This is a genomic window from Rhodococcus sp. EPR-134 (genome assembly GCF_001647205.1).
GTDB classification, from domain to species: domain Bacteria; phylum Actinomycetota; class Actinomycetes; order Mycobacteriales; family Mycobacteriaceae; genus Rhodococcus_F; species Rhodococcus_F qingshengii.
In genome coordinates this window covers 26427-51015 of sequence record NZ_LVCT01000385.1, presented here as the reverse complement: position 1 = coordinate 51015, position 24589 = coordinate 26427, and the positions used below count along the sequence as shown (strand labels likewise).

The following is a 24589-nucleotide window of genomic DNA, read 5'->3' as shown; positions in this document are numbered from 1 at the left end:
AAGAGCGCCTGATCGTCTGCCACTACCACCCGAATACTCACGACTCCTCACGCTCCGAACCCCTGGACACCGAGACAAGCGGTAGTTGGGCGTCCACACGAAATCCCCCGTCGGCGCGGAATCCTGCTGAGACCTCGCCTCCCATCGCCTGTGCCCTCTCCTTCATTCCCAGCAGTCCGTACCCGGGTGGTGACGTCGAAGGCACTGCCGTTCCGGCGTTTTCGACCGACAGCATCAGAACCTCGGCTTCGTATGACAACGACACGGTGACGGCTCCTGGCAGCGCATGCTTGCTCGCATTCACGAGTGCCTCCTGGATAATTCGGTACGCTGTGAGATCTACTGCGGGCCCGAGTGGGCGCAGCGAACCCACAGCGCGCACATCGATTTCCATTCCTGCACTGACGAATTGATCCACCAGTGCCGGTAGATCCGAAAGCCCCGGAGCCGGCTTCATCGAGCGATCACCGTCCTGAGCATCACGGAGAACTCCGACCGTGGCCCGAATTTCATCGAGTGCCGCCTTGGACGTTTCCTCCACTCCGCGTAGTGCAGTCGTCGCCTTCTCCGGGTCTTTCCCGATCAAGTGCGACGCGACCCCGACTTGCAGGTTGACCAAGGCAATGTGGTGCGCGACAACGTCGTGCAGGTCTCGCGCAATCCGCATCCTTTCTTCGACGACGCGGTGTCGGGCCTCGTCCTCGCGCATTCTTTCCGCTTGCACCGCGCGCGCCTCGACGGACTCCAGATAGGCTCGGCGAGAACGGACCTCGGCGCCGGCAAAACTTGCCATCAGCAACCAAGCCAACAACCCCAGTGCCTCCTGCAGGAGATTGTTCCCCACTCCCAGGAAGATCGTGACGAGCATCAGCGAGCTGACTGTGCTCGCCGCTGCGAAGAAGGTCCTCCGGCGGTCACTCGTGCTGGCAACGTAGTAGAGGCACACCATCGCTGCGGAACCTGTGCCGGCATTCGGCGGCGCTGACAGTGCAATCATCAATACGCCGAGGAGTACTGCCACCGCCAGTGCCGAGAACGGATAGCGCCTTCGGAACACGATGGTTGCCGCTGCGATCGCTGTTACAAGCACTCCCACAACCGTGACCTCGCGGGTGTCATTGCCGTCGAGCGCGATGCGGTGCGCCGTCCACGTGGCAAGGAGCACGAGAATCGCCAGTGCCAGGTCGATGGTGCGCGGGTGTTCCGCACACCATCGACCCCACGTCGATGTCGAAGTCATCGATCTACCGTATCCGGGTCACACCGACAACTTGTCGCTCGTGGGTTCAGTGGAATCCTTCGAATCTGCGAGCAGCGCAGTCAACTGCTCCCCCTCGACATCGACGTTCGGGACCAACCGGTCCAGCCATGAGGGGAACCACCATGCCCTCGAGCCCAACAGGGACATGACGGCCGGTACGACGGTCATACGAATCACGAAGGCGTCGAACAGAACCGCGAACGAGAGTCCGAGTCCGATCTGCATGATGAAGGCGTCGCCGCCGAAGATGAAGCCCGCGAAAACGGCGATCATGATCAGCGCCGCGGCCGTGACCACTCGCGCGCCCTGGTCGAAGCCCTTCACGACTGCTTCATCCGGTCCGTCACCGTGGACGAACGCTTCACGCATTCTGGTCACCAGGAACACCTGGTAGTCCATCGCCAACCCGAAGACGATGCCAATCATGAAGATGGGCAACATCGCCACAACTGATCCGGTTTGACCTTCGATTCCGAGAATGCCGGCGAACCAACCCCACTGGAAGATCGCGACCAGCACACCGAACGTCGCACCGATCGAGAGCAGAAATCCGAGAGTTGCCTTGAGTGGTACCAAGATCGAGCGGAACACCAACATCAGGAGGATGAAGGCGAGGCCGACGACCAATGCGAGGTAGGGAACCAGGGCGTCGGCCAGGCGATCCGAAACGTCGATCGTCAACGCTGTCTGACCGGTGACCGACATCGTGGCTCCGGTCTCGTCGGTCAGTGATCCGGCGACCTCACGTATATCTGCGACGAGCGCCTTTGTTGCCTCGGTTTCCGGGCCACTCGAGGGAACCACCGTGATGACTGCTGTATCGCCGGCCTGATTGAGTGCTGGCGGCGTCACTGCCGCTACGTCGGGCAGAGCACCGAGCTTTTCCTGGGCGCCGCTCAATGCCGCTGCCGGATCTGCGGCGTCGGCAACGTCGACGACCACCATGAGCGGACCGCTGAACCCGGCACCGAACCCCTCGGATAGTCGGTCGGTAGCCCTGGCGGAAGTTGTGTCGGGCACTGGTGGGCTCGCCAAACTCAGGTTGATTCCGAATGTGGGGATCGCCAGCAATCCCAGCCCGAGGACTGACGCGAGCAAAACCGGAACTCGACGCCGGATCACGAACTTGGCCCATCGCGAGCCCGCCCCCTCCGACTGTTTCCGGTGTGTCAGTTCACCGCCGGACGCCAGCAGTCGACGATCAGACCGACTCATGACGCGCGACCCTGCAAATCCGAGTGTGGCGGGCAGCAGCGTCAGTGAAATCACCACTGCAACAGCAACTGCGAATGCTGCAGCCAGACCCATGCTCGTCAGGAACGGGATGTTCACGACGAACAGTCCTGCCAATGCGATGAGCACCGTCAACCCCGCGAACACTACGGCCGAACCCGCAGTCCCCGCTGCGCGGCCCGCAGCAATTTCTGGATCATGTCCGTCACGTAGTTCGGAGCGGTAGCGCGAGACGATGAAGAGCGAATAGTCGATCGCCACGGCGAGCCCCAGCATCATTGCCAGGACGGTTGTGCTCGAACCTAATTCGATGAAACCAGTTGCGATTGTGATCGTGCAGATCGCGATGCCGATGCCGATCAACGCGCTGATCAAGGGAAGCCCCGCCGCAACCAAGGAACCGAAGGTGACGGTCAGCACCACCGCGGCGATCGCGACTCCGATCACCTCTCCCATCGATTCGGCGCTGCTTTCCATCAGCACGTTGCCGGCAACATCGACTGCCAGCCCTGAATCCGCGGCGTCGTGGACGGCGGACTCGAGCAGTTCTTTCGAACTGTCCGGTAAGTCCATCGAGTCGGCGGTATAGGAGACCTGCATGTATCCGATCGTCCCAGTCGGCGACACTCCGCCGGAGGCATACGGATCCGATACCGCTGCAATCTCAGGATCCTTCCCGAGCGCAGAGACCAAGTCACTGACGGATTGTCGAATCGCCGGATCGGTGAGCGGCGTGCCCGCCGGAGATTCGAAGACGATGCGAGCACTGGCTCCGTCGGTGGACGATTGCGGAAATCTTTCAGCCAGAAGATCTTGCGCCGCTTGTGATTCGGTGCCCGGAATCGACAACGTATTGACGGTCGGACCGGACAGCGTTGCTGCGCCTACTCCGCCCGCCACCAGCAGGACGACCCAGAAGCCCACCATTGCCCAACGGCGCCGAAACGCGAGTCGCGAGAGTTTGTACAGGAATATCGACATGCGTGTCACTGTGCCGATACACGACCCCGTCGCACATCGTGCACAGGTAGGCAGTTCGACGTACTGCGCTCGCAGTAGGGCGGTGGTCCCCAGTGCTAGACGGGCAGGCCCAACTCCCTTGACCACGGCGGATCCGCCCCGGGACGTGACACGGTGACGGCTGCCGCGCGTGCGGCAAAGGTCAACGCGGCCGACCAATCTGCCTCGGTGAACGCACGCACAACAGCGACGTCGAGTGCGTCGTGACGATCAAGGTAGGCCAACAGGGCTCCGTGAACGGTGTCGCCCGCACCGATCGTGTCCGCGACGTCGACCGCGGGCGCCGGCACCGAAACATCGAGTTCCTCGGTGATCAACCGCAACCCGTCACCACCACGGGTGAGCAGGACGGCGCCGACGCCTTCGTGGAGCCACTCGGCGCCGTCGACCGAACCCAACCACTTCGCGTCGTCGTCGCTCACTTTGAGAATATCGATGGCGGGCAACCACGAACGAAACCGTCGTCGATACGCGTCCGGGTCGGAGATCACCGCCGGACGAATGTTGGGGTCCACCATGGTGAGTCGACCGCGGGCGTGTGCTTCGTGCAGCAAAGCTTCGTAGGCAGAGGCCCCGGGCTCGAGCACCAGCGACAGCGTTCCGAACGAGAATGCCCGGGCAGAGGGAAGTTTCGGCAGCGCGAACTGTCGATCCGCCGTTCCCTCGAGGTAGAAGGAATACCGCGCACCTCCGTCCGCTGCAAGGTTCACGACGGCCAGAGTTGTCGGCTCGGGCCCACGTTCGACCCCAGTTGTGTCGACATTGGACGCGGCCAGCGAGTCGATCATCCGATCTCCGAAAGCGTCTGTGGACAAGCGAGAGACGAATCCCACGTCGGATCCGAGTCGACCCAGTGCAATCGCAACGTTGAACGGTCCACCGCCCAACTTGGGTGAGAAGTTCTCCCCCACCGGAACCAGATCAACCAGTCCCTCACCACACACCACGACGGATCGTTCGCGTGTATCACTCATCGGTAGACCCTAACCTTCTCACCAGTCGAAGATGGATGTGACCTGCTCGGCACGAACGAGTTCGGGTGCCGAGCAGGTCACGATTGTGATGGATTCAGCTACCCACACGCTCGCCCGTAGCCGGGTCGAAGAGGTGAACAAGGCCGTCCACCCGCTCGAAGCCCAGCGTCTGGCCGTACTGCAGCTTCGATCGCCCGCCGGTGCGTGCAACGAGCGAGATCGGGTCGGCTTCGGTACCAGGCACGTGTGCGTAGATGTACGACTCGTTGCCCAGTTCCTCTACCAGGTCGATCTGAGCTGCGATTCCGTCTCCGGCAGCGACCACCTGGAATTGCTCGGGCCGAATTCCTACTGTGACCGAAGCCAGACCGGCCGCGGCGATTGCCGCCATCTGCTCGCGGTCCAGCGGAACCTCGACGTCGCCGAAACGCACCCCACCCGAACTGACCGGCGCCGTTACCAAGTTCATACCTGGAGATCCGATGAAGCCTGCAACAAACGCATTGGCCGGCCGATCGTAAAGTTCGGTCGGAGAAGCGAATTGTTGCAACTTGCCGCCCTTGAGCACTGCCACGCGATCACCCATCGTCATCGCTTCCACCTGATCGTGCGTGACGTAGACGGTGGTGGTTCCGAGACGACGCTGCAACGCCGCGATCTGCGTGCGGGTCTGGACGCGTAGCTTTGCGTCGAGGTTGGAGAGCGGCTCGTCCATGCAGAACACTTGCGGTTCACGAACGATAGCTCGGCCCATGGCAACTCGCTGCCGTTGACCACCGGAAAGCTTGGCCGGCTTGCGGTCGAGATAGTCAGTCAGGTCAAGCAGTTTGGCCGCTTCGGCCACTTTCTTCTTACGCTCCTCGACGGGCACACCGCGCATCTTCAACGCGAACCCCATATTTTCCCCGACGGTTTTGTTGGGGTACAGCGCGTAATTCTGGAAGACCATTGCGATGTCGCGATCCTTGGACGGGACATCGGTCATGTCCTTGCCGTTGATGGTGATCGCGCCGGAATCGATGTCCTCGAGCCCTGCCAACATGCGCAGGGCCGTGGACTTTCCGGAACCTGACGGACCGACGAGCACGATGAACTCCCCGTCGTTGATGTCGAGATCGAGTGAATCGACAGCGAGGGTCCCGGCACCTTCGTAGATGCAAGACGCTTTCTGGTACGAGATTTCAGCCATGACGAACTCCTGAGAGGGTGAGGAGAATTATTTGATTGCACCGAAGGACAGGCCGCGCACCAGTTTGTTCTGGGCGAACCAACCGGCCAGGATGACGGGCAATGCCGCCATGGTCGCTGCCGCGGAGAGCCGAGCCCAGTACAGGCCCTCGCCGGTGATGAACCCGACCAGGAAGACCGGAATCGTCTGTGCTTGAACAGCTGTCAGGTTGACGGCGAAGAAGAATTCGTTCCACGAGAAGATCACGCAGATCAGCGCAGTCGCAGCAATTCCGGGCGAGATCAGCGGGAGGATCACCTCGCGAACCGAGGTCCACAAACTCGCGCCGTCCATGCTGGCAGCTTCGAGAAGTTCGCCGGGGACTTCGAGAAAGAACGAACGCATCATCCACACTGCGATCGGCAGATTCATCGATGTGTACAAGATGACCAGCGCCCAGATGTTGTCGAGCAATCCGATGTCGTTGACGATCACGTACAGCGGCACGATTGCAGCGACGACTGGGAGCATCTTGGTACTGATGAAAAAGAACAGAACGTCCTGAGTCTTGGCTACCGGGCGAAGCGACAATGCAAACGCAGCCGGAACACCCAGTAGCAGAACAAGAATCGTCGACATGGCCGTCGCAAATGCGGAGTTTGCCAGCGTCGTGCCGAGACCGGAGTCGAGGACGGCACGGAACTGTTCGAGGGTGGGAGTGAAGAACAGCTTCGGCGGATCCGTGTAGGCGTCTGCCTCGGTCTTGAACGCGGTCAGGACCATCCAGAAGACCGGGAAGAAGAATCCGAGAGCGGCGATCCACGCCACGACCGACCACGGACTGAACTTACTGCTCTTCTTTTTCTTGACGACGGGTTTGTCGGTCGTCGCGCTTGTCGTCTCTACGGCAGTCATCACGCCGCCTCCTCGTTGCCGGTGAAGCTCTTGAAGATCAATCGGAGCGCAAGTGTCGACACGATGATCGTCGCGATCACTGTCACGACACCCATCGCCGCAGCTTGACCTACGTCGAAGCCGAGGAACGCGCGCTGGTAGATGTAGAACGGCAGGTTCGAGCTGGCCACGCCGGGCCCACCCGAGGTCATCATGTACACCGCGTCAAAGGTGTTCACGAGGTAGATCGCACCCAGAACTGCACCGAGTTCGATGAAGCGGCGCAGGTGCGGCAACGTCAGTTCGCGGAACATCGCAAACGGCTTGGCTCCGTCCACTCGTGCGGCTTCGAGAATGTCTCGGGGCATGGACTGCAAACCGGCCAGAATGAGCAGCATCATGAAGGGCGTCCACTGCCAGATCAGATTGATCATGACGGCGGCGAGCGGAAACTTACTGACCCAGTCGACCTGGCCGACGCCGAAAGGCTGGAGGACAAAGTTCACGATACCGAACACCGGGTCGAACATTGTTGTCTTCCACAGCAATGCGCCGGCGACGGGAGTGATGAGAAACGGCGTGATCAGCAGTGTCCGCACGATCCCCCGACCGAGGAATGCGCGGTCGAGTAGCAGCGCCAGCGCGAGTCCGAGGATCACGGAAACGATGACGGTTCCCACGATCATGATGACCGTGTTGACCGCGACTTCCCGAAACTGACTGTCCTTGAAAACCTCTATGTAGTTGTCGAACCCGTTGAAGTGCCGCGATCCCGGCCGGACTAGGTTCCACGACTGCGTCGAGTAGTAGAGGGTGAACAGAAACGGAATCTGGGTGACGACGATCGAGAAGATCAACGCCGGCAACAGGGGACCTCTACGACGCCAACCCTCGGCGCGGGAGATCTTCTTTTCGACCCGGACCGGTGGCGCGTCGTCCACCGTAGTTCTGGGCTCGGCAACCGTAGTCATCGGTTCTCCTGATAGGTCTTGCCGACCACCTCGGCATACTGCTGGGATTGTTCGAGTGCTTCTTTCACGCTCTTCTGACCCGCGATGGCCGCACTGATCTGCTGGCTGACGCGAGTGCCCAGGTCCTGAAACTCAGGGATGGTGAGGAACTGGACGCCGGTGTACGGAACCGGTTGCACTGTCGGGTTTTTCGGATCTGCATTGTTGATCGATTCGAGGGTGATCGGACCGAATGCCTGTGCGGCCTCTTGATATTCCGGAATCTCGTAGGTCGATAGGCGACTTCCCGGAGGAACTCTCGACCAGCCGAGTTCGGTTCCGACCTTCTGGATGTAGTCCTTGTTCGTCATCCAGGAAATGAACTTCCAGGCGTCATCTTTGTTCTTTGCCGACTCCGGGATTCCGAGCGCCCACGTGTAGAGCCAACCAGGATCGGACTTCTCGACCTTCGGGGCCTTCGCATATCCGATGTTGCCGACTACCTTCGACGACGCAGGGTCCTCGAGAACCGACACAGCCGACGTCGCGTCGTACCACATCGCCGTGTTGCCTTGCGCGAATTGTGTTGCACATTCACCGAATCCGCTTGTGGCAGGACCCGGCTGACCGTGCTCCTTGACCGTGTCCACGTAGAACTGAACCGCATCCTCGACCTGCGGACTGGTCAGCTGCGCATTCCAATTCTCGTCGTACCAGCGTCCACCGAAGGTGTTGATCACGGTGTTCAGCGGTGCGAGTACCTCACCCCAGCCAGGCTTTCCGCGCAAGCAGATTCCCGCCATCTTGGCGTCCGGGTTGTCGAACTGTGCTGCCCAACCTGCAACTTCTTGCCACGTCGGGTCTTCGGGAACTGTAATCCCCGCCTGATCGAACAGATCCTTGCGGTACATCAGGAACGACGACTCCCCGTAGAAGGGGACCGCGTACATACTGTCCTCGTACGACAGAGAAGTCTTGATCGACGGTACGAAGTCGTCCTCGTCGTAACCGGGCGTCGTGTCTGCATAGTCGGACAGGTTCGTGAGCCAACCGTTGGCGGCCCACTGAGGTGTCTCGTAGTTGCTGATCATCACGACGTCGAACTCACCGCCGCCGGTTGCCGTCGACGCCGTGATCTTGGCGCGCGCCTGGTTCTCGGAAAGGCTGACGAATTTGAGGTCGATGCCAGGGTTCTCGGCTTCGAAAGCCGGCGCCAGTTTGATGGCGTCCTGCATCTGCGAGTTCGACACCATCGCGATGGTGACTGTTCGTTCGCCGGAACCACCGAGCGCACCAGCGCCCGCACATCCCGACACCAGGAGGCAGAGCGCCGCCGCGGCAGCGCCCCACACTCGTCTTCCTGTTTTCACGGATTACCTTCCTTCACACTTGCGTGTCAGTCGCGCGCTCGGACCGCGAAACTCGTGAGATCGCTAGCCTTCGAGCAGCCACTGGGCGCACTCGACGTCGGTGACGAGTACGTTTGCCAAACCTCCGCGCAATGCGCCCAGAACGGCCTGGCGTTTGTGTGTTCCTCCCGAAATCAGAATCGTCTGATCGCAGGATTTCACTGCGTCGAGCGATACGGAGACCGTTCGCTCAGGTAGTGGCCCCTCCACTGGATTGCCGTCGACCGAGTAGAAACGGCCGCCGATTTCACCGACAGCGCCTCGACTTTCCAACTCGTCCAGCATGGTCGAGTCGACGAAGCTACCGGCAAACAAGGTCGTCGCGGTCGAGACGGCACCGACTCCGAAAACCATGATGTCGGAATCAGTTCCGGCTTGCAGCGCCTTCGAGATCACCGAGTCGTTTCGCATCGACTCCACGGTCGCCGGGTCGGCATACAGCGGAGCGTTGAGACGAATAGGATTGGCCTGCAACTGTTGTGCACATCGGCCGATGGTGAAGTCGACACCGGTTTGGTAGTCGGTCACCGTCATGGAGCCGTCAAGTTGTACCACAGCCGAGCACTTCGCGGCCTTGTCCGGCAAAGATCCTGCTACCGCAACGGTTTCCGGACCCCAGGTAAACCCGAGAACGCTCGAAGGCTGCAGACGACGAACCAGAACTTCCGCTGCTCGTCGACCGAGTGCGTCGAAGTCCGGGTCGTCCGCATCCGAAATCGCTTCGGGGACGATCAACACTTCGGCCAACCCGAAGTGCTTCTCCAGCTTCGATTCCAACTCCGTGTTCACCGAACCTTCGAGCTCCGGCGGTACCAAAATCTCGACCCTGACCAAACCTTGCGTCCGCGCCCTGGCCAACAGTCGCCCGGCTGTCGGCCGCGAGACGCCCAATTTCGCTGCAATCTCCGCCTGAGTGGCGCCTTCGAGGTGATACATCGTCGCCGCCCGCAAGGCGAGCCGCACATCCTCGGAAGCGGGCAACTTCGACGACTTGAGTCCTGTGGGCTGAGCCGACTGGTTCACACGGTCTCCTTGTGCATCAGGTTCAAAGTTTCTCGATCGTGAGCAAATGCTCACTAGATGTTCTTATGCTCATTAAGCTAACATCTACGTTGTGACCCACACAACAGTTTCCGGAGAATCCGTCGATCTACCTGCGACAATTCGGGCAAATGTCCTCGTCGAGACCGGAAAGATGCAGATGGTCGAGAGACCACGACCGTCCCCGAAGGCGGGTGAAGTCCTCGTTCGCATCCATGCCGTGGGCGTGTGCGGGTCGGACGCGCACTACTTTCACGAAGGTCGCATCGGCCCTTACGTAGTCAACTCACCGCTCGTTCTCGGACACGAAGCATCGGGACGCATCGCCGCGGTCGGTGACGGCGTCGACCCAACACGCATCGGGCAGCGTGTCTCCATCGAGCCTCAGAAGCCCGATCCGACAAGTCCCGAATCCAAGGCAGGCAGATACAACCTCTGCCCTCATATGGAGTTCTTCGCGACGCCGCCGATCGACGGTGCGCTGACCGACTACGTCACGATCGGTGCCGACTTCGCCCATCCCATCGCAGATTCCGTGTCCTACGAGGCAGCTGCGCTGTTCGAGCCACTCTCCGTAGGGATCGCCTCAGCCCAGAAGGCGGGGATCACTGCCGGCTCTCGGGTGTTGATCGCCGGCGCCGGCCCGGTAGGAATCGTGACGACGCAGGTGGCCAAGGCATTCGGCGCGACGGAAGTCATCGTCTCGGACATCGATGCGGCCCGACGTGATGTGGCACTGAAATTCGGCGCAACAACCGTCGTTGATCCACGTGAGAGCGACGTACGCTCGCTGGCCGTCGACGCATTCATCGACGCCTCGGGTGCCACGGCCGCGGTGATCGACGGGATTCACGCACTTCGGCCCGCTGGGACCGTCGTTCTGGTCGGAATGGGTGCCGACGAGATACCGTTGCCGGTCCCGATCATTCAGAATCGCGAACTGATGCTGACCGGAGTGTTCCGGTACGCCAACACGTGGCCGATCGCCGCCGCATTGGTCGCTGCCGGGCGCGTCGATCTGGACTCGATGGTCACAGCACGCTTTTCACTCGAACAGTCGCAAGAGGCCCTGGTGGCCGATTGCATTCTCGGCAGCATCAAAGCCGTAGTCATCGTCGCCGAAGGAGACTAGTACTTTCATGGAACTCAATACGAAGACCCTGTTCGACTTCGATGCTGCACTCGAAGTGCCGAACTACGACCGGAGCAAAGTCACTACTGGCATAGTGCATTTCGGTGTCGGAGGCTTTCACCGTGCACACCAGGCCATGTACATCGATGATCTCCTGCGACGCGGTGAGGGCTTCGACTGGGGAATCTGCGGAGTGGGAGTGATGCCGTCGGACAAGCGGATGAAAGACGCTCTCCGCGCGCAGGACTGCCTCTACACGCTGGCGCTCAAGCATTCTGACGGAACCCTCGAGGCCCGGGTCATCGGGTCGATCGTCGAGTACCTGTTCGCTCCGGAGGATCCGGAGGCGGTGATCGAAAAGATGGCATCCGAATCGACGAAAATCGTATCTCTCACCATCACCGAGGGCGGATACAACATCTCGCACACTACGGGTGAGTTCGACGCGTCCGATCCCGCTGTAATGCACGATCTCGAGCCGGGAACACTCCCCCACACCACCTTCGGTCTGATTTGTGCGGCACTCGCACTCCGTCGCGACCGGGGCCTCGCCCCGTTCACGATCATGAGTTGCGACAACATCGAAGGCAACGGATCGGTCGCCAGGACGGCAGTCGGAGCGTTCGCCGCCCTGAAGGATCCCGAACTTGCGGAGTGGATCGACGAGAACGGCGCCTTCCCCAACTCCATGGTCGACCGGATCACACCCGTCACGACAGCCGAGGTGACCACAGAGATCGCCGAGACGTTTGGCGTGGAAGATCAGTGGCCGGTCGCGGCTGAGCCGTTCACCGCGTGGTTCCTCGAGGACGAGTTCACCTCAGGCAGGCCACCTCTGGAGAATGCCGGCGTCAATCTCGTGCCGGATGTTCGCCCGTACGAACTGATGAAACTGCGCCTTCTCAATGCCGGCCATCAAGGCATCGCGTACTTCGGCTACCTTGCCGGATACCGCCTGGTCCACGAGGCATGCCAGGACGAACTCTTGTCGGGGTTCCTGCTCGACTACATGAATCTCGAAGCGACGCCGACCCTTGACCCGGTACCCGGCGTCGACCTCGATCAGTACAAGAAGACCCTCATCGAAAGATTCTCGAACCCCCAGATCCGCGACACGATTGCACGTCTGTGTGCCGAGTCGTCCGATCGAATTCCCAAGTGGCTGTTGCCCGTCATCCGGAACCAACTCGACACCGGTGGGTCGATCAACCTGTCCACCGCAATTGTCGCTAGCTGGGCCCGCTACGCCGAGGGCACAGACGAGAACGGAGATCCCATCACCGTCGTCGATCAGCTGTCGGACACTCTGGTGCCGCTCGCCCAGAAACAGTCGAGCGACCCGTTGGCCTTCATCGGGTACCGCCAAGTGTTCGGCGATCTCGTGGACGATCGCCGATTTGTCGCTAGCTTCCGAAAGACCCTCGACTCATTGCACTCCGTCGGAGCCAGAAGAACCCTCGAGGAGGTGCGCGGGCTCTGACTACACCGAGACGTCGTGCAGGTGATGGATCGGATCGTGAATGAAGTAGGCCGCCAACGATTCGACGGTGAACGCCGATCCGTCACTGCGGAGACCCCGTCGTTGGCGGCTACCCTCTGGCACGGTTTCGAAGGCATTCGCGACCTCCGCCGCGGCGTCGGACAATTCCGATGCCACCTTTGCCGGATCTTGGTCGTTGTACCGCTCGGCCTCGGCTGTTGCGTCCTGATCCCAGTTCTCGAATCGCGGATCGTCGAATTCGAGCATCTGTTCCAACCGCACCTTGAAGATCCGGAACACGTCGCGTACGTGGGCGGAATACTCCAGCGCTGACCATGTTTCGCTGTCCGGCCGCTCCGTCACATTCTCGCGCTCCAGTACCTCGGCCCACGAGACGGCATTGCTACGCACAAGATCTGGAACATCCGCGAACGCCACAGCGGACGAATCAAACCCGCACTCGGCGCATGGGCGTTCGAGGACCCAGGTCCAGTTCTTTGTATCCGGGGTGATCGGCATGGATCGAGAATAGTCCGCCAGGGCGGGGTCAGTCTGCTTCGATTGGCCGATGAAGCGAATCATGATCGCTATTGCGACTCCATTCGTGCTGATGCTTACTTCGTGTGGCGGGGACGTGGGCGACGCGGAACCCCACGAACTCGCCTTCACATGCGACGACGCACATGCGTACCTCGAAGTTTTCGGGACGGTCGAGGCGGCGTTGGCCCGGCTACAGAGCCCTGGATGGAACGATGTCCCTGAACTCGTGGGTTCCGCCAGCGCCTGGGCAGCGTTCACACCACAACAGCAGACTGCGATAGTCAATTCACTTCATGCGGCTTCCCGAGGTGAATGTTGATCCGTATTTCGGTGCCGGTATCCGGCATCTGACTCCGTCGACAAGATTTGCCGGTCGATACTCGGATCGGCCGAAGAACTGGACATACTCCGACTGATTCCACGTCGCCGATCGATCGAATCCGCGATGACATGAGCGGACCGCACGACGACTGGAGAGGATTCGACGCTGAGGCGCGTGAGCGCACCAAGAAGCCTTCGAAGCAGCGGAATCGGGATCGTGCGACTGAGCAACGCCGGAGGCCTGATTCGCCGGTCGCACAACAGAATTACAAACGACGACGTAACTACGTCATTCCGTTCGTGACAAAATACTCGTTCGTCGGCGACGGACCGATCACTTCGATTTCCTCGACGGGTCTCGTCGCCCCTCACGTGAAGGGCGTCGAGTCGACATGTACCCCTTCCGAACGCAGTAAATGCTCGGCCGCACAAATCAACAGGGAAAGGGATTCGTACGAGAGTCCCTCGATCGCATGCATCAGCCTGTCAGGCGCCGGAATCGACCGGTCGCCCGGCGAACCCTCGGATCTCCGCACAGAAAGCACGGTCGAGAGTTCTCGTTGATTCACCACCTGACCTGCGCTGTTCGCTCGCTCGAACATGGCATTCAGCCGCTGGACCAGTTCCTCACCTTCAGCTGATCGAATAGTGTTGCCGAACAGCCTGTTTCCATGATCGGCTTCGACACCAGGCCCGATCGAGTTCTTGATTGTCACAGTATGTTCTCCGTTACGTTGGTCTGTCGGGTTGATCAGGGGTGCGACCCGGAGCAATTCGCAGAGCCTTTATCCGTGCCGCCCAACGGCGTCGCGTCCATCGACAGCAGACGAATCTCCCCCGGCGCCCATCGGCTTCCGGTAGCGAGACCTTGAAGTTGCTGTTCACTTGCAGTTCGTCGTTACACTTTAACAATAGTTGTAACGCATCGAGAAGTGTTTTGTTCCGATTGCCCGGTTTTGCACCCGATCGAGGCAACTACTGAGCTCTCGCGGGCTGCGGATTCTGCAATTCACGAAGCTCGGCAAAATGGATCCGACGCAGACAAGGACGGCGAGACAGCCCTCGTTGGCTCTCGTTTCCAGTGATCGAGCACGAAGTCCTCAATGGTGATGACCCAAGTCCGACAGCGCTTTTCAGACAGGGAAAGGGCCCCGCAGTTGCGGGGCCCACTATCGTTGCCGTTCCTTGCGTAGAGTCGTTTCCGACAGTCGGCTGCCGGTCAGCGCGTCAACATTTGGGTGCAGCCGAGCCGCGGGGGGACGGCTCGACTGCCTTGTACCTACACCGGTAGGCACGTCTAAAGCGTGACACTTCTGCACGTCGAGCACATACGCTGAAATACCCGGATAGGTACCTACTTTTCCTTCACGTCCGGCACGTCGCTCGCTCGGTTGCGCCCAATTGCACTGCGCTCCCGATACTTGTCGAGGATTGGGTATCCGGATCCGAGACTTTCACCTCGTCCGAGATCGACGATCGCGGTACGACATTTACTTGTGTAGCCACGAAGGATCAACTCAGCCGTACCCGCATGCGCGTTGCGTGCGATTCAATACCAACTACGTGTGGGCAACTGCACCAACTACCTGTGGGCAACTGCCCTGTTGATTGCACTCTGCGCACTTGTCGCCGTTGCGATCGTCGGCAGCATGACTTTCGACAAAAGTCATTGGGTCTGACCTGCGGGCTCACGGCAACTGAATGTGGGGCGGGCGGGGCTCGAACCCGCGACCAATGGATTATGAGTCCACGGCTCTAACCGACTGAGCTACCGCCCCATCCGGATGCGATGCATCGCGGCGAATCCGAATGTTACCGGCACATCCGACGCGGATCACAATCGGGCAGGCGGTGACGCGATGCACTCTTTCGAGTCGAGTCTTCCAAGGTTGGTCGGCACAGGCGCGATGAGCCGATACCGTGGGAGTGCACACCCCACGGAACAGGATCACCACATGAAGCTTGCACTGACCGAATTCAAGAACTCGAAGGCCACGATCCGGATCATCATGTCCGACGGCGCGAAACTGAACGGCACCGTCACCGATTTCACCGAAGACACTCTCGTTCTCAATTCTCCGAATGGTGTCTACTACATCAACCCCAGCCACATCATCCGGCTGTTCGAGCCTTCGGATCGCGCAGCGAAGTAGGCGCACCGGTCAAACAGTTCGACGGTTACACCGAAAGCCCGACGCAGACACTTGCGTCGGGCTTTGGTGTATCTGTCGCCAATATCTTCGCGTCGCGTTCACGGGTGCTGATGCCGCCTATCCTCTCCGACATGGCGAACGACAGCGGACCACCTGAACTCGTGTTGTTCGACCTGGGCGGTGTGCTGTGTCGATTCGAGCCTGACCGTCGCGCCGCAGAACTGGCTGCGGCCATCGGCGTCACGGAAGACGAGATTCATGCCCTCGTGTTCGCGTCCGGGTTCGACCAGGAATGCGATCTCGGCATTCACTCCGAAACCGCGATCCTGGAACGCTTTCGACGACTCGGGTTTCCTGGTGACCGCGACGAGCTACGCCGAGCCTGGGCCAAGGCCTTTATCCCGGACCGCGCGGTCATCGATCTCGCAATCGCGCTTCGAAGCGAGGGGGTCGTGGTCGCCACACTCTCCGACAACGGACTTGTTCTCTTGGCCGCCATCGAGAGTGTCGTAACTCCATCGGCAATCGACGAGCATGTTTTCTCCTGCATGCTCGGAGCTACCAAACCCGAACCTGCGGCCTTCCTGGCTGCGCTGGAGTTGCTCGATGCGCGTCCACAGCAGACCTTCTTCGTCGACGACAACCCGGTGAACGTCCTCAGCGCTCGACGGCTGGGAATTCGCGGCGAACAAGCAAACAAGGCGGCAGACGTCGAATAGGCACTTCGATCGGTGGGTCTGCTGCGAGCGCACTAGGTCAGACAAAAACAAGGTCAGACCACAACAAGAAAGCCCCCCACCCGATTTCTCAGGTGAGGGGCTTTGCTGCTCCCCCGGCTGGACTCGAACCAGCAACCGTCCGATTAACAGTCGGAAGCTCTGCCAATTGAGCTACAGGGGATTGTCTTGCTCGCTTCGCCCGTTCCGGCGTTGCCTGAGAAACTGTAGCGAATCCTTCACCGAAGTACCAAATCGCCTGCCCAGCGAGTCATCAGGCAGGATGGAGTCAGGACGATCGGTGCTGGAGGGAAGCAGGAATGATGCGTTTGTTGATCGGTGTTGCAGCTGGGTACGTCCTGGGAACCAAAGCGGGCCGCGCACGATACGAGCAGATCAGCCGGGCCGCGAAGGCGGTGGCCACCAGTCCGGCCACCAAGAAGGTGTTGGACGCGTCACGGCAGAAGCTGGCCGACTCACTGAGTACTCAGCCCAAGCTCGAGCCGATGAAGCCGATCAACGAGGAGACTACGATTCTGGTCCCCCACGACCAGTTGAAGAAAAACCGCTAGGTCAGACGCTTTGGTCGCCGACAGCCTGCTCACGCAGCTGTCGGCGATACTGCTCCAGCGCCACGAGGTCGCCGAACAGTGAGTTGTACTCCTCGGGGGCTGCAGCAGGTGAAACGCGCTGAAGCTTGGATTTGAGGTCGGCAACCTGCTCGCCCACCCACGCTTCCTGCAGTCGTGCGAGCACTCCGTTGATGTAGCGCGGAACCGTGTCTTCGTCACACGGCATCGGTTCGACGGCCAGCTCAGATACAACCGAGGCCACCGTCATGTCTTCGACGCCCTTGGTTACGACTTCGATCCACTCGGCGCCGCCGAGTCCCTTGCTCGTTCCACCGGCGTCAGCCATTGCCTGTCTGATGACAACGTAGGCGGGGTGGGTGAACGTCTCGGGCGGCAACGAGTCGAAGACACTGCCGGCGATGCCAGGGTGCTGCAATGCGGCCTTGAGGACAGCTCGCTGCGTCGAGAGCGCGGGATCGTTGGGCCGGGGCCTGGAGATTCCGATCGGCAGCGCAAGCGCATCGGCAGCAGGTTGGTCGACAACCTGACGACGCTTGGGCGCCGGTGACGATCCACGCGTCGACGCCCGTTTGCGAGCTTCGTCACGCACGCGTCGTCGAACCGACGGAAGATCGTCCCAACCGACCCATCCGCACAACAGATTCGCGTAGCTGTCGCGCAGAGTTGATTCCTTGATCTGCGCAACGACGGGCACGGTACGACGCAGTGCCTCGACACGACCTTCAGCGGTCTCCAGATCGTGTTCGGTGAGGATGGACTTCACCACGAACTCGAACATCGGAGTGCGCCGTGCCACGAGGTCGCGAACGGCGGCGTCACCAGACTTCAGACGCAGATCGCACGGGTCCATTCCGTCGGGCGCGACGGCGACGAACGTCTGCCCGGCCATCTTTTGATCACCCTCGAACGCCTTCATCGCAGCGGCCTGCCCCGCGGCATCACCGTCGAAGGTGTAGATGATTTCACCGCGAAAGTAGCTGTCGTCCATCAGGAGTCGACGGAGCATCGCAAGGTGCTCCTCACCGAAGGCGGTCCCGCACGAAGCGACGGCGGTCTTGACGCCGGCCAAATGCATCGCCATGACGTCGGTGTAACCCTCGACGACTACCGCCTGGTGTCCCTTGGCGATGTCGCGCTTGGCGAGGTCCAAGCCGAACAGGACCTGAGACTTCTTGTAGAGAATCGTTTCCGGCGTGTTGACGTACTTACCCGGCATGGTGTCGTCGTCGAAGAGCTTGCGGGCACCGAAGCCGATGACGTCACCGGCGACGCTGCGGATCGGCCACAGAAGTCGGCGATGGAACCGGTCGATCGGACCTCGCCGGCCTTCTTTGGACAGCCCGGCTGCTTCTAGTTCTTTGAACTCGAAACCTTTGGACATCAAGTGTTTTGTGAGAGTGTCCCAACCTTCTGGCGCGTATCCACACCCGAACTGCAGGGCCGCTGCACCGTCGAAGTTTCTCTCGGTGAGGTAGTCGCGAGCCGCCTGGGCATCGGGTTCGCGCAGACGAGCGGCGTAGAACTCCTGAGCCGCCGCGTTTGCTGCGATCAAGCGTGCACGGGTGCCGCGATCGCGCTGAACGGACGGTCCGCCGCCCTCGTACGAAATCGTGTAGCTGAGTCGATCCGCCAACTGCTCGACGGCCTCTACGAAGCTGATGTGATCCATCTTCTGCAGGAACGAGTACACGTCACCACCCTCACCGCAGCCGAAGCAGTGGTAGAGGCCGTGGTTGGGTCGCACGTGGAACGACGGCGACTTCTCGTCGTGAAAGGGACACAGACCTTTGATCGAATCGCCACCGGCACGCTTGAGTGAAACGTATTCACCGACGATGTCCTCGATGCGAGTGCGTTCGCGAATGGCCGCGATGTCTCTGTCAGAAATTCGGCCCGCCACGTACATCAGTCTAGGCGGTCCCCCGGCACCTCCTGACAACGATATGTTGATGGCCGACTCTGCACCGCAGCGATGGGACCGACGATGACTGAAAACGCCTCGAGCGCGCACGAAGGGCGATCAGGAACCCGATTCGGCGTGTACGAGTTGCGTAGCCTCCTCGGCCGAGGCGGAATGGGTGAAGTGTACGAGGCGTACGACACCTCGAAGGATCGCCTGGTCGCACTCAAGTTGCTCCATCGAGAGCTTGCGGCCGACCCGTCATTCCAAGCTCGTTTCCGCCGAGAATCTCGCGCCACCGCCGCCCTGAACGAACCGCACGTGATCCCGGTGCATGACTGGGGCGAAATCGACGGAGTCCTCTTCATCGACATGCGTTTGGTCGAAGGCCACACATTGCGAGCCGAGTTGACCGAATTCGGCCGACTCACGCCTGTACGAGCCGTCGACATCGTCTCGCAAATCGCGTCGGCGTTGGACGCCGCCCATGCCCGCGGGCTCATCCATCGTGACGTCAAACCAGACAACATCATTCTCACGAACAACGGCTTCGCCTACCTCGTCGACTTCGGAATCGCATACTCACAGACGGACACGAAGATCACCACCGAGGGAAGCGCAGTCGGTTCGTATGCATACATGGCGCCGGAGCGGTTCGGAATCGAAACGCCGACGGCCGCAGCGGATGTCTATTCCCTGGCTTGTGTCCTCTACCAATCACTCACCGGAACAACACCTTTCAACACCACAAGCATCGAGCATCTGGTCAATTCGCACCTGAACGCTCCGCCGCCACGCCCCACACTGGCGGTTCCGTCGCTCCCGCAAGGCCTTGACGCCACCGTGGCTCGCGGCATGGCAAAGGATCCCGCACACCGCTATCCGACTACGGGAGCGCTCGCACTCCAAGCGCGGCAGGCCCTCTCGACGACCCACACCCCCGGTGCCGCCGGCGGATTGCAACCCACGATCGTCGGGCAGCCCACCTACACCACGGCGAATCCCGCTCACGGGAACTACACGCACATCGTGACAAAGACCAAGCGAAACCGAGCACCGATCGCGATCGGTGCGGCTGGAGTTGCACTCGTTCTGGCCGCAGGAGGCACGGCGGCCTGGGTGACGCTGGGGAATTCGGGCCCCGAATCACCAACCGCTGTAGCAGCTTCCACCGCCACGTCGGCACTGGCACCCATTCAGGATCCGGTCAGAACGCCGAAGCTCGAGCCGCTACCCACCGCCGGACAGCAGGCAACCACCACCACGCGGGCGCCGAACCCCGCCACGAAGAACGGCGATCTCGGGGTGAGCAAGCCGATCACCGTCCCCTCATGCAAAGGAACCGGAATCGTGGTGTTGGCCAATGCCACCGATCCGGCAACGTACGCCAGCGAGATCCAGAACTACCTCGACGCGTTCCCCGGCTCGAAATACCTACGCACAGACCAGTCCTGCCCGTCACTGCGTCAAGTCTCCGATTCGGGGACGGCGATCTACACGGTGTATCGCGAATCCGGGAACACCGAGTCGAAGATCTGCAAGGACGTTCGCGCAGCAGGTGGCGACGCTTACGGCAAGTGGCTCGATACCACTACCGACCCGTCGACGCGGATGACTTGCTGAGGGCGTAAGTGGCTCAGCCCCAGCTGGCCTGCGCGCCCAGGCTCGCTTTGTCCACCCGTTCGAGCCGACTCTCCGTGTACGACGCGATCTGATCCACCACCACCCGGACCCGAGCACCGTCGTCTGCGGCGCGTTCCCACGCGGGCAGCAGGATCGGATCGAGCCCGGCCGGCGCAGTTGCCAGCAGCCATTCCGCGACGCGATGAACACGATCACGCTGCCGATCCTGACGCGCTTTGTGTCCGGCGTCGGACATCACGTAGTACAGCGCCACGGTCTTGAGCAATGCCACCTCGGATGCGACGGCCTCGGGTATGTCGAGGTCGGCTTGATAGCGCGAGAGGGGTCGGTCACCGTGTGTCAGCCGGGTGCTGGCGATCGCCGCGGTGGCGAAGCGTCCCACCAATTCACTCGTCAGATTCTTCAACGCGACGGAACTTCCGAGTGTTCCGTCGAAACTTCCGACCCCGCGTACGACGGGGAGTTCGGACAGCCGTTGGGCGGCTTCGATCAGATCGTCGACTACCAATCCGCGAAACTCGGAGGCCCCCAGTTCTGCCAGTGCGCGCTGCTCGGACGGATCGGCAAGCGAGCGAAGGTCGATGCGGCCTGCGATCACCCCGTCCTCCACGTCGTGCACGGAATAGGCGATGTCATCGGCCCAGTCCATGACCTGAGCTTCCAGGCATTGCCGACGCTCGGGCGCTCCCTCGCGAACCCAGGCGAGCACCTCTGCGTCGTCGTCGTATGCCCCGAACTTCGCGCCGGGCTCAGGGCGGGTCCAGGGATACTTGATGGCTGCGTCGAGTGACGCCCTGGTGAGATTGAGGCCTGCGCTCAGACCGTCGGGGCGCAGGATCTTGGGTTCGAGGCTGGTCAAGATCCGCAGATTCTGCGCATTGCCCTCGAAACCTCCGCAGTCCTTGGCGACTTCGTCGAGGGCCTTCTCGCCGTTGTGACCGTACGGTGGGTGCCCGATGTCGTGCGCGAGACCGGCGAGGTCCACCAGGTCCGGATCGCAACCGAGTCCGTCGGCGATCCCTCGCCCGATCTGTGCGACCTCCATCGAGTGCGTCAACCGCGTGCGAGGTGTGTCACCGTCGCGCGGGCCGACAACCTGGGTCTTGTCGGCCAAGCGCCGCAAAGCCGCGGAGTGTTGGACACGCGCCCGATCTCGCGAGAAGTCCGAACGATGCTGCGCCGCTGCGATCTGCGAACCCGGCAACCCCGCTCGCTTCGGCGCCTCGACGACACGACGTTCGAGGTCGTGTTCGGAGTAGGTGCCGCCTCCGTAGGTGGTGTGAGCTGTCATGGTCTCTATTGCCCTGCCGTGTAGGGGAAGTCTGCCGAGAAGTGCGTGAGCTGATACCAGAGCAGCGCGCCGGTTTCGCGAGCGATTCCGTGCAACTGGGATTCGCGGGTGAAGACAGCCGGGCCCTGACGAGTAGGTGCGGTCCACGCCTGGAGTCCTGTGTCGCGGGCCATCGTCCGCGTTCGCAAGGAGTGCCACGGGTCACTGACCAGGACGGCGGAATTGATTCCCTGCGAAGACATCTCGGCACTGACTGCGTCGATGCTGAGCAGTGTGTCCGAACCGGTCTCCACCGCGGTGATCGCACTCGAAGGAATTCCGCGATCGGTCAGATACATCTTTCCCGACGCCGCTTCGGTGTACTCGTCGCCTTCTTGTTTACCGCCGACAGTGATGATCTGCGGAGCCACTCCGCGCTTGTACAGCTTGTACGCCTGCTCGAGTCGGGCCTCGAAGACGGACGACGGAGTGCCGGAATACTGAGCCGCGCCCAGAACGACTATCGCGTCGGCCGGCCGCGTGTCGTCGATGCGCGCCACCTGCCACACCCGGAACGCAGTACCCCCGACCAGAACCACGGCCATCAACACCGCACCGGCGATCAGACGGCGCGTCCAGCGAGCCAATCCTGCCCCGAAGCCGCCCGCCCGCGAGGGTGATGGGTCGTGGGGGCGGTTACCGAAAGCAGGTTTCACTCCCGCAATTCTGCCAGTTCGCAGCGATCACCTCCGATGCCGACGCGCCACAACGGATAGATTTGCGTCATGGCCCTCGCACCACACTTCGCGCAGTTGTCCTCGGTAGAGCAGAGTCGGACAACCACCCGACCCGTTCGGCGTCGGGGAAGCGCCGCCGCCGTCGCTGCGATTTTCGCTTTGCTGGCGCTCGTCTTCAGTCCTGCGCTCGCCTCGGCGGACGCCCCGATGGTGTTGCCGAATCACATCACCGACACCTCCGGGGTCCTCGATTCCGGGCAACGCAGCGATATACAAGCCGCGATCGATCAACTCGGCGAAGACCACCAGATCGATCTGTGGGTCGCGTTCGTCCCCGATTTCAACAACCTGGGTGGCCAGGCGTGGGCACAGCAGACAGCCACGAAGTCGACGCTGAGTACCAAGTCCGTCCTGCTTGCAGTTGCCACGGCGGAGCGTGCTTACTACCTCGATGTGCCCGCTGAGCTGAGCAACATCACGGATTCCGACATCGAATCGATCAATACCGACGCGGTGGAACCGGCTCTTGCCGAGGATGATTGGACCGGCGCGGCAATTGCCGCGGCCGGCGCACTCGGCGACGCGAACAACACGAGCGGCGGAATGGGAGTCGGAACACTCCTCATCGCGGGCGGCGCTGTGGTGGTCGGGACGGGCGGTGTGGTCCTGTACTCACGTAAGCGCAAGAACGACAAGAACAAGGCAAGCGTCGAAGCCGCGAAGAACATCTCCCCCGACGACATCGCCAGCCTCAACGCACTCCCGCTGCCGACGCTCGACGAACGCGCGAAGGAGATCCTCGTCGAGACGGACAACGCGATCGCCGGCAGCCAGGAGGAGCTCGATCTGGCCCGCAGCGAGTTCGGAGATTCCGCCGTCGCACCCTTCTCGGCAGCATTCGACAAGGCCAAGGCCACCCTCGCCGAAGCCTTCGCGATCAGGCAGCGACTCGACGACGCCATCCCGGAAACTCCCGATCAACGCCGACAGATGCTGATCGACATCATTTCCTCGTGCGGTCGAGCCGACCAAGAACTCGAAGCTCGCGTCGAGGAATTCGACGGACTCCGCGACCTTCTCATCAACGCCCCCGCCCGCCTCGATGCGTTGACGCAGAGTGTTGTTTCTCTCAGCGTGCGCTTGCCCGAATCCGAGGCGATTCTGACCAAATTGAAGGATCAATTCCCCGCGCCGACGCTGGCATCTGTCGTGAACAACGTCACGATGGCCAGTGAACGCCTGACGCTCGCCGAGAAGTCGATCGAGGAAGGCCGCGATGCCACCGCGCTGCCGGCCGGTAAGCAAGGCGCTGCCGTCACTGCGATTCGCACCGCCGAAGCCGCCCTCGATCAGGCACGCAAGCTACTCGACGGCGTCGATCACGCCGCCGACGACATCCGAAACGCCATCGCGACACTTCCGTCCGCGATGGACGACGTCCAGCAGGGCATCACCGCTGCGGACGCTTACCTGGCGCAAGGCGGGCAGAAGTTGGCGGACGCGAAGGCCGCAGCCCAGGCAGCGTTGGCGAATGCTCAGACGTCGAAGGACAGCGATCCGCTGACAGCCTTCAACCAGATCGTCGCAGCCGACGCCCAACTCGACGCGCTTCTTGCCGACGCTCAGGAGCAGAAGCAGCAGCTCGAACGTGCACAGCAGCGCCTCGCCCAGGACATTCTGGCCGCACAGGCTCAGGTGACCGCTGCAGGCGACTTCCTCGGAACCAGGCGCGGCGCGATCGGGGCGGAGGCGCGCACTCGCTACGCCGAGGCTCAGCGGCACCTGCAGGCGGCCCAGCAATTGCAGGCCTCGGATCCGTCGAAGGCACTGCAACACGCCCAGGCCGCGACCACCTTGGCGACGCACTCACTTCGCGCCGCGCAGAACGACGTCAACACCTGGGAAGCAAACCAACGACCCCGCGGTGGCGGCGGCGATGCGACGGGAGCGATCCTCGGCGGCATCCTGATCAACAGCATTCTGCGAGGTGGCGGCGGGCCCCGCTCGTACGGCGGACCGAGCAGCAGCGGACGCTCCGGTCGCGGTGGCGGCGGCGGGGGTTTCGGCGGCGGGGGCGGCGGCCGAACCAGTCGAGGCGGCGGCGGCCGGTTCTGACGGATCCCGTCGAGGTAGTAAAATCCCTACTTTGTTCA

19 protein-coding genes and 2 tRNA genes are annotated in these 24589 nt (G+C 61.5%); 7 read left to right on the top strand and 14 right to left on the bottom strand.

All coding sequences use genetic code 11. The annotated features are described in order from the left end of the window. Positions 1–37 precede the first annotated feature (37 nt). From A2J01_RS17715 to A2J01_RS17680, 8 genes are all read right to left on the bottom strand, one after another. Positions 38–1240, bottom strand: coding sequence for a sensor histidine kinase (locus tag A2J01_RS17715; protein WP_058039428.1), 1203 nt, complete (start codon positions 1238–1240; stop codon positions 38–40). A gap of 18 nt (positions 1241–1258) precedes the next feature. Next, positions 1259–3475, bottom strand: a complete 2217-nt coding sequence (locus A2J01_RS17710) for an MMPL family transporter (protein WP_064113219.1) — start codon at positions 3473–3475, stop codon at positions 1259–1261. Between the two features lie 95 nt (positions 3476–3570). Then, positions 3571–4488, bottom strand: a complete 918-nt coding sequence (locus tag A2J01_RS17705; RefSeq protein WP_007731141.1) for a carbohydrate kinase family protein — start codon at positions 4486–4488, stop codon at positions 3571–3573. Between the two features lie 94 nt (positions 4489–4582). Beyond that, on the bottom strand, positions 4583–5677 hold the full coding sequence (locus A2J01_RS17700) for an ABC transporter ATP-binding protein (RefSeq protein WP_042450146.1): 1095 nt from the start codon (positions 5675–5677) through the stop codon (positions 4583–4585). 27 nt (positions 5678–5704) lie between these two features. Then, entirely contained in the window at positions 5705–6571 is an 867-nt protein-coding gene (locus A2J01_RS17695) for a carbohydrate ABC transporter permease (RefSeq protein ID WP_050657016.1), read from the bottom strand. After that, positions 6571–7521 (bottom strand): carbohydrate ABC transporter permease, encoded by a 951-nt coding sequence (locus A2J01_RS17690; RefSeq protein ID WP_019748978.1) that lies wholly within the window; start codon positions 7519–7521, stop codon positions 6571–6573. The genes A2J01_RS17695 and A2J01_RS17690 overlap by 1 nt, the downstream gene beginning before the upstream one ends. Next, entirely contained in the window at positions 7518–8870 is a 1353-nt protein-coding gene (locus A2J01_RS17685; RefSeq protein WP_030536581.1) for an ABC transporter substrate-binding protein, read from the bottom strand. The genes A2J01_RS17690 and A2J01_RS17685 overlap by 4 nt, the downstream gene beginning before the upstream one ends. Before the next feature lie 63 nt (positions 8871–8933). Next, positions 8934–9932 (bottom strand): sugar-binding transcriptional regulator, encoded by a 999-nt coding sequence (locus A2J01_RS17680; protein WP_054781980.1) that lies wholly within the window; start codon positions 9930–9932, stop codon positions 8934–8936. Positions 9933–10071: 139 nt separating this feature from the next. Between A2J01_RS17680 and A2J01_RS17675 the strand changes: the two genes are divergently transcribed. Next, positions 10072–11082 (top strand): NAD(P)-dependent alcohol dehydrogenase, encoded by a 1011-nt coding sequence (locus tag A2J01_RS17675; protein WP_064113223.1) that lies wholly within the window; start codon positions 10072–10074, stop codon positions 11080–11082. A gap of 7 nt (positions 11083–11089) precedes the next feature. After that, positions 11090–12562, top strand: a complete 1473-nt coding sequence (locus A2J01_RS17670; RefSeq protein ID WP_064113217.1) for a mannitol dehydrogenase family protein — start codon at positions 11090–11092, stop codon at positions 12560–12562. Here the strand turns inward: A2J01_RS17670 and A2J01_RS17665 are convergent, their stop codons facing one another. Both A2J01_RS17665 and A2J01_RS17650 read right to left on the bottom strand, forming a co-directional pair. Further along, entirely contained in the window at positions 12563–13081 is a 519-nt protein-coding gene (locus tag A2J01_RS17665) for a DinB family protein (RefSeq protein ID WP_030536585.1), read from the bottom strand. Between the two features lie 2046 nt (positions 13082–15127). Beyond that, positions 15128–15201 (bottom strand) — tRNA-Ile (locus tag A2J01_RS17650). Between the two features lie 177 nt (positions 15202–15378). Here A2J01_RS17650 and A2J01_RS36900 point away from each other — a divergent pair. Both A2J01_RS36900 and A2J01_RS17640 read left to right on the top strand, forming a co-directional pair. Next, a complete protein-coding gene (locus A2J01_RS36900; protein WP_003941659.1) occupies positions 15379–15576 on the top strand; it encodes a hypothetical protein in 198 nt (65 codons plus the stop codon). Positions 15577–15707: 131 nt separating this feature from the next. Then, positions 15708–16295, top strand: coding sequence for an HAD-IA family hydrolase (locus tag A2J01_RS17640; protein ID WP_231915815.1), 588 nt, complete (start codon positions 15708–15710; stop codon positions 16293–16295). Between the two features lie 108 nt (positions 16296–16403). Here A2J01_RS17640 and A2J01_RS17635 read toward each other — a convergent pair. Beyond that, positions 16404–16476 (bottom strand) — tRNA-Asn (locus A2J01_RS17635). A gap of 136 nt (positions 16477–16612) precedes the next feature. On the opposite strand from A2J01_RS17635, the gene A2J01_RS17630 reads away from it, so the two are divergent. Next, complete coding sequence (locus A2J01_RS17630) at positions 16613–16864, top strand: hypothetical protein (protein WP_003941570.1); 252 nt, start codon at positions 16613–16615, stop codon at positions 16862–16864. Between the two features lies 1 nt (position 16865). On the opposite strand, the gene dnaG is transcribed toward A2J01_RS17630, so the two are convergent. Then, positions 16866–18785 carry a DNA primase gene (gene dnaG / locus A2J01_RS17625; protein ID WP_030536590.1) on the bottom strand — a complete coding sequence of 640 codons (1920 nt, stop codon included), beginning with the start codon at positions 18783–18785 and terminating at the stop codon, positions 16866–16868. 72 nt (positions 18786–18857) lie between these two features. On the opposite strand from dnaG, the gene A2J01_RS17620 reads away from it, so the two are divergent. Further along, positions 18858–20408 carry a serine/threonine-protein kinase gene (locus A2J01_RS17620; RefSeq protein WP_064113213.1) on the top strand — a complete coding sequence of 517 codons (1551 nt, stop codon included), beginning with the start codon at positions 18858–18860 and terminating at the stop codon, positions 20406–20408. Positions 20409–20421: 13 nt separating this feature from the next. Here A2J01_RS17620 and A2J01_RS17615 read toward each other — a convergent pair whose 3' ends face one another. Beyond that, a complete protein-coding gene (locus tag A2J01_RS17615) occupies positions 20422–21720 on the bottom strand; it encodes a deoxyguanosinetriphosphate triphosphohydrolase (RefSeq protein WP_003941643.1) in 1299 nt (432 codons plus the stop codon). Positions 21721–21725: 5 nt separating this feature from the next. Further along, entirely contained in the window at positions 21726–22415 is a 690-nt protein-coding gene (locus tag A2J01_RS17610; RefSeq protein WP_007731109.1) for a YdcF family protein, read from the bottom strand. Positions 22416–22484: 69 nt separating this feature from the next. On the opposite strand from A2J01_RS17610, the gene A2J01_RS17605 reads away from it, so the two are divergent. Then, positions 22485–24551, top strand: a complete 2067-nt coding sequence (locus A2J01_RS17605) for a TPM domain-containing protein (RefSeq protein WP_064113212.1) — start codon at positions 22485–22487, stop codon at positions 24549–24551. Positions 24552–24589 lie beyond the last annotated feature (38 nt).

What these genes read in the sequence shown, in the direction of transcription:
- A2J01_RS17640 (WP_231915815.1), top strand. Translation starts at nt 15,708, where the DNA reads ATGGCGAACGACAGCGGACCACCTGAACTCGTGTTGTTCGACCTGGGC.
- A2J01_RS17690 (WP_019748978.1), bottom strand. Translation starts at nt 7,521, where the DNA reads ATGACTACGGTTGCCGAGCCCAGAACTACGGTGGACGACGCGCCACCG.
- A2J01_RS17615 (WP_003941643.1), bottom strand. Translation starts at nt 21,720, where the DNA reads ATGACAGCTCACACCACCTACGGAGGCGGCACCTACTCCGAACACGAC.
- A2J01_RS36900 (WP_003941659.1), top strand. Translation starts at nt 15,379, where the DNA reads ATGAAGCTTGCACTGACCGAATTCAAGAACTCGAAGGCCACGATCCGG.
- A2J01_RS17715 (WP_058039428.1), bottom strand. Translation starts at nt 1,240, where the DNA reads ATGACTTCGACATCGACGTGGGGTCGATGGTGTGCGGAACACCCGCGC.
- A2J01_RS17700 (WP_042450146.1), bottom strand. Translation starts at nt 5,677, where the DNA reads ATGGCTGAAATCTCGTACCAGAAAGCGTCTTGCATCTACGAAGGTGCC.
- A2J01_RS17710 (WP_064113219.1), bottom strand. Translation starts at nt 3,475, where the DNA reads ATGTCGATATTCCTGTACAAACTCTCGCGACTCGCGTTTCGGCGCCGT.
- A2J01_RS17605 (WP_064113212.1), top strand. Translation starts at nt 22,485, where the DNA reads ATGGCCCTCGCACCACACTTCGCGCAGTTGTCCTCGGTAGAGCAGAGT.
- A2J01_RS17620 (WP_064113213.1), top strand. Translation starts at nt 18,858, where the DNA reads ATGGGACCGACGATGACTGAAAACGCCTCGAGCGCGCACGAAGGGCGA.
- A2J01_RS17665 (WP_030536585.1), bottom strand. Translation starts at nt 13,081, where the DNA reads ATGCCGATCACCCCGGATACAAAGAACTGGACCTGGGTCCTCGAACGC.
- A2J01_RS17630 (WP_003941570.1), top strand. Translation starts at nt 16,613, where the DNA reads ATGATGCGTTTGTTGATCGGTGTTGCAGCTGGGTACGTCCTGGGAACC.
- A2J01_RS17670 (WP_064113217.1), top strand. Translation starts at nt 11,090, where the DNA reads ATGGAACTCAATACGAAGACCCTGTTCGACTTCGATGCTGCACTCGAA.
- A2J01_RS17705 (WP_007731141.1), bottom strand. Translation starts at nt 4,488, where the DNA reads ATGAGTGATACACGCGAACGATCCGTCGTGGTGTGTGGTGAGGGACTG.
- A2J01_RS17695 (WP_050657016.1), bottom strand. Translation starts at nt 6,571, where the DNA reads ATGACTGCCGTAGAGACGACAAGCGCGACGACCGACAAACCCGTCGTC.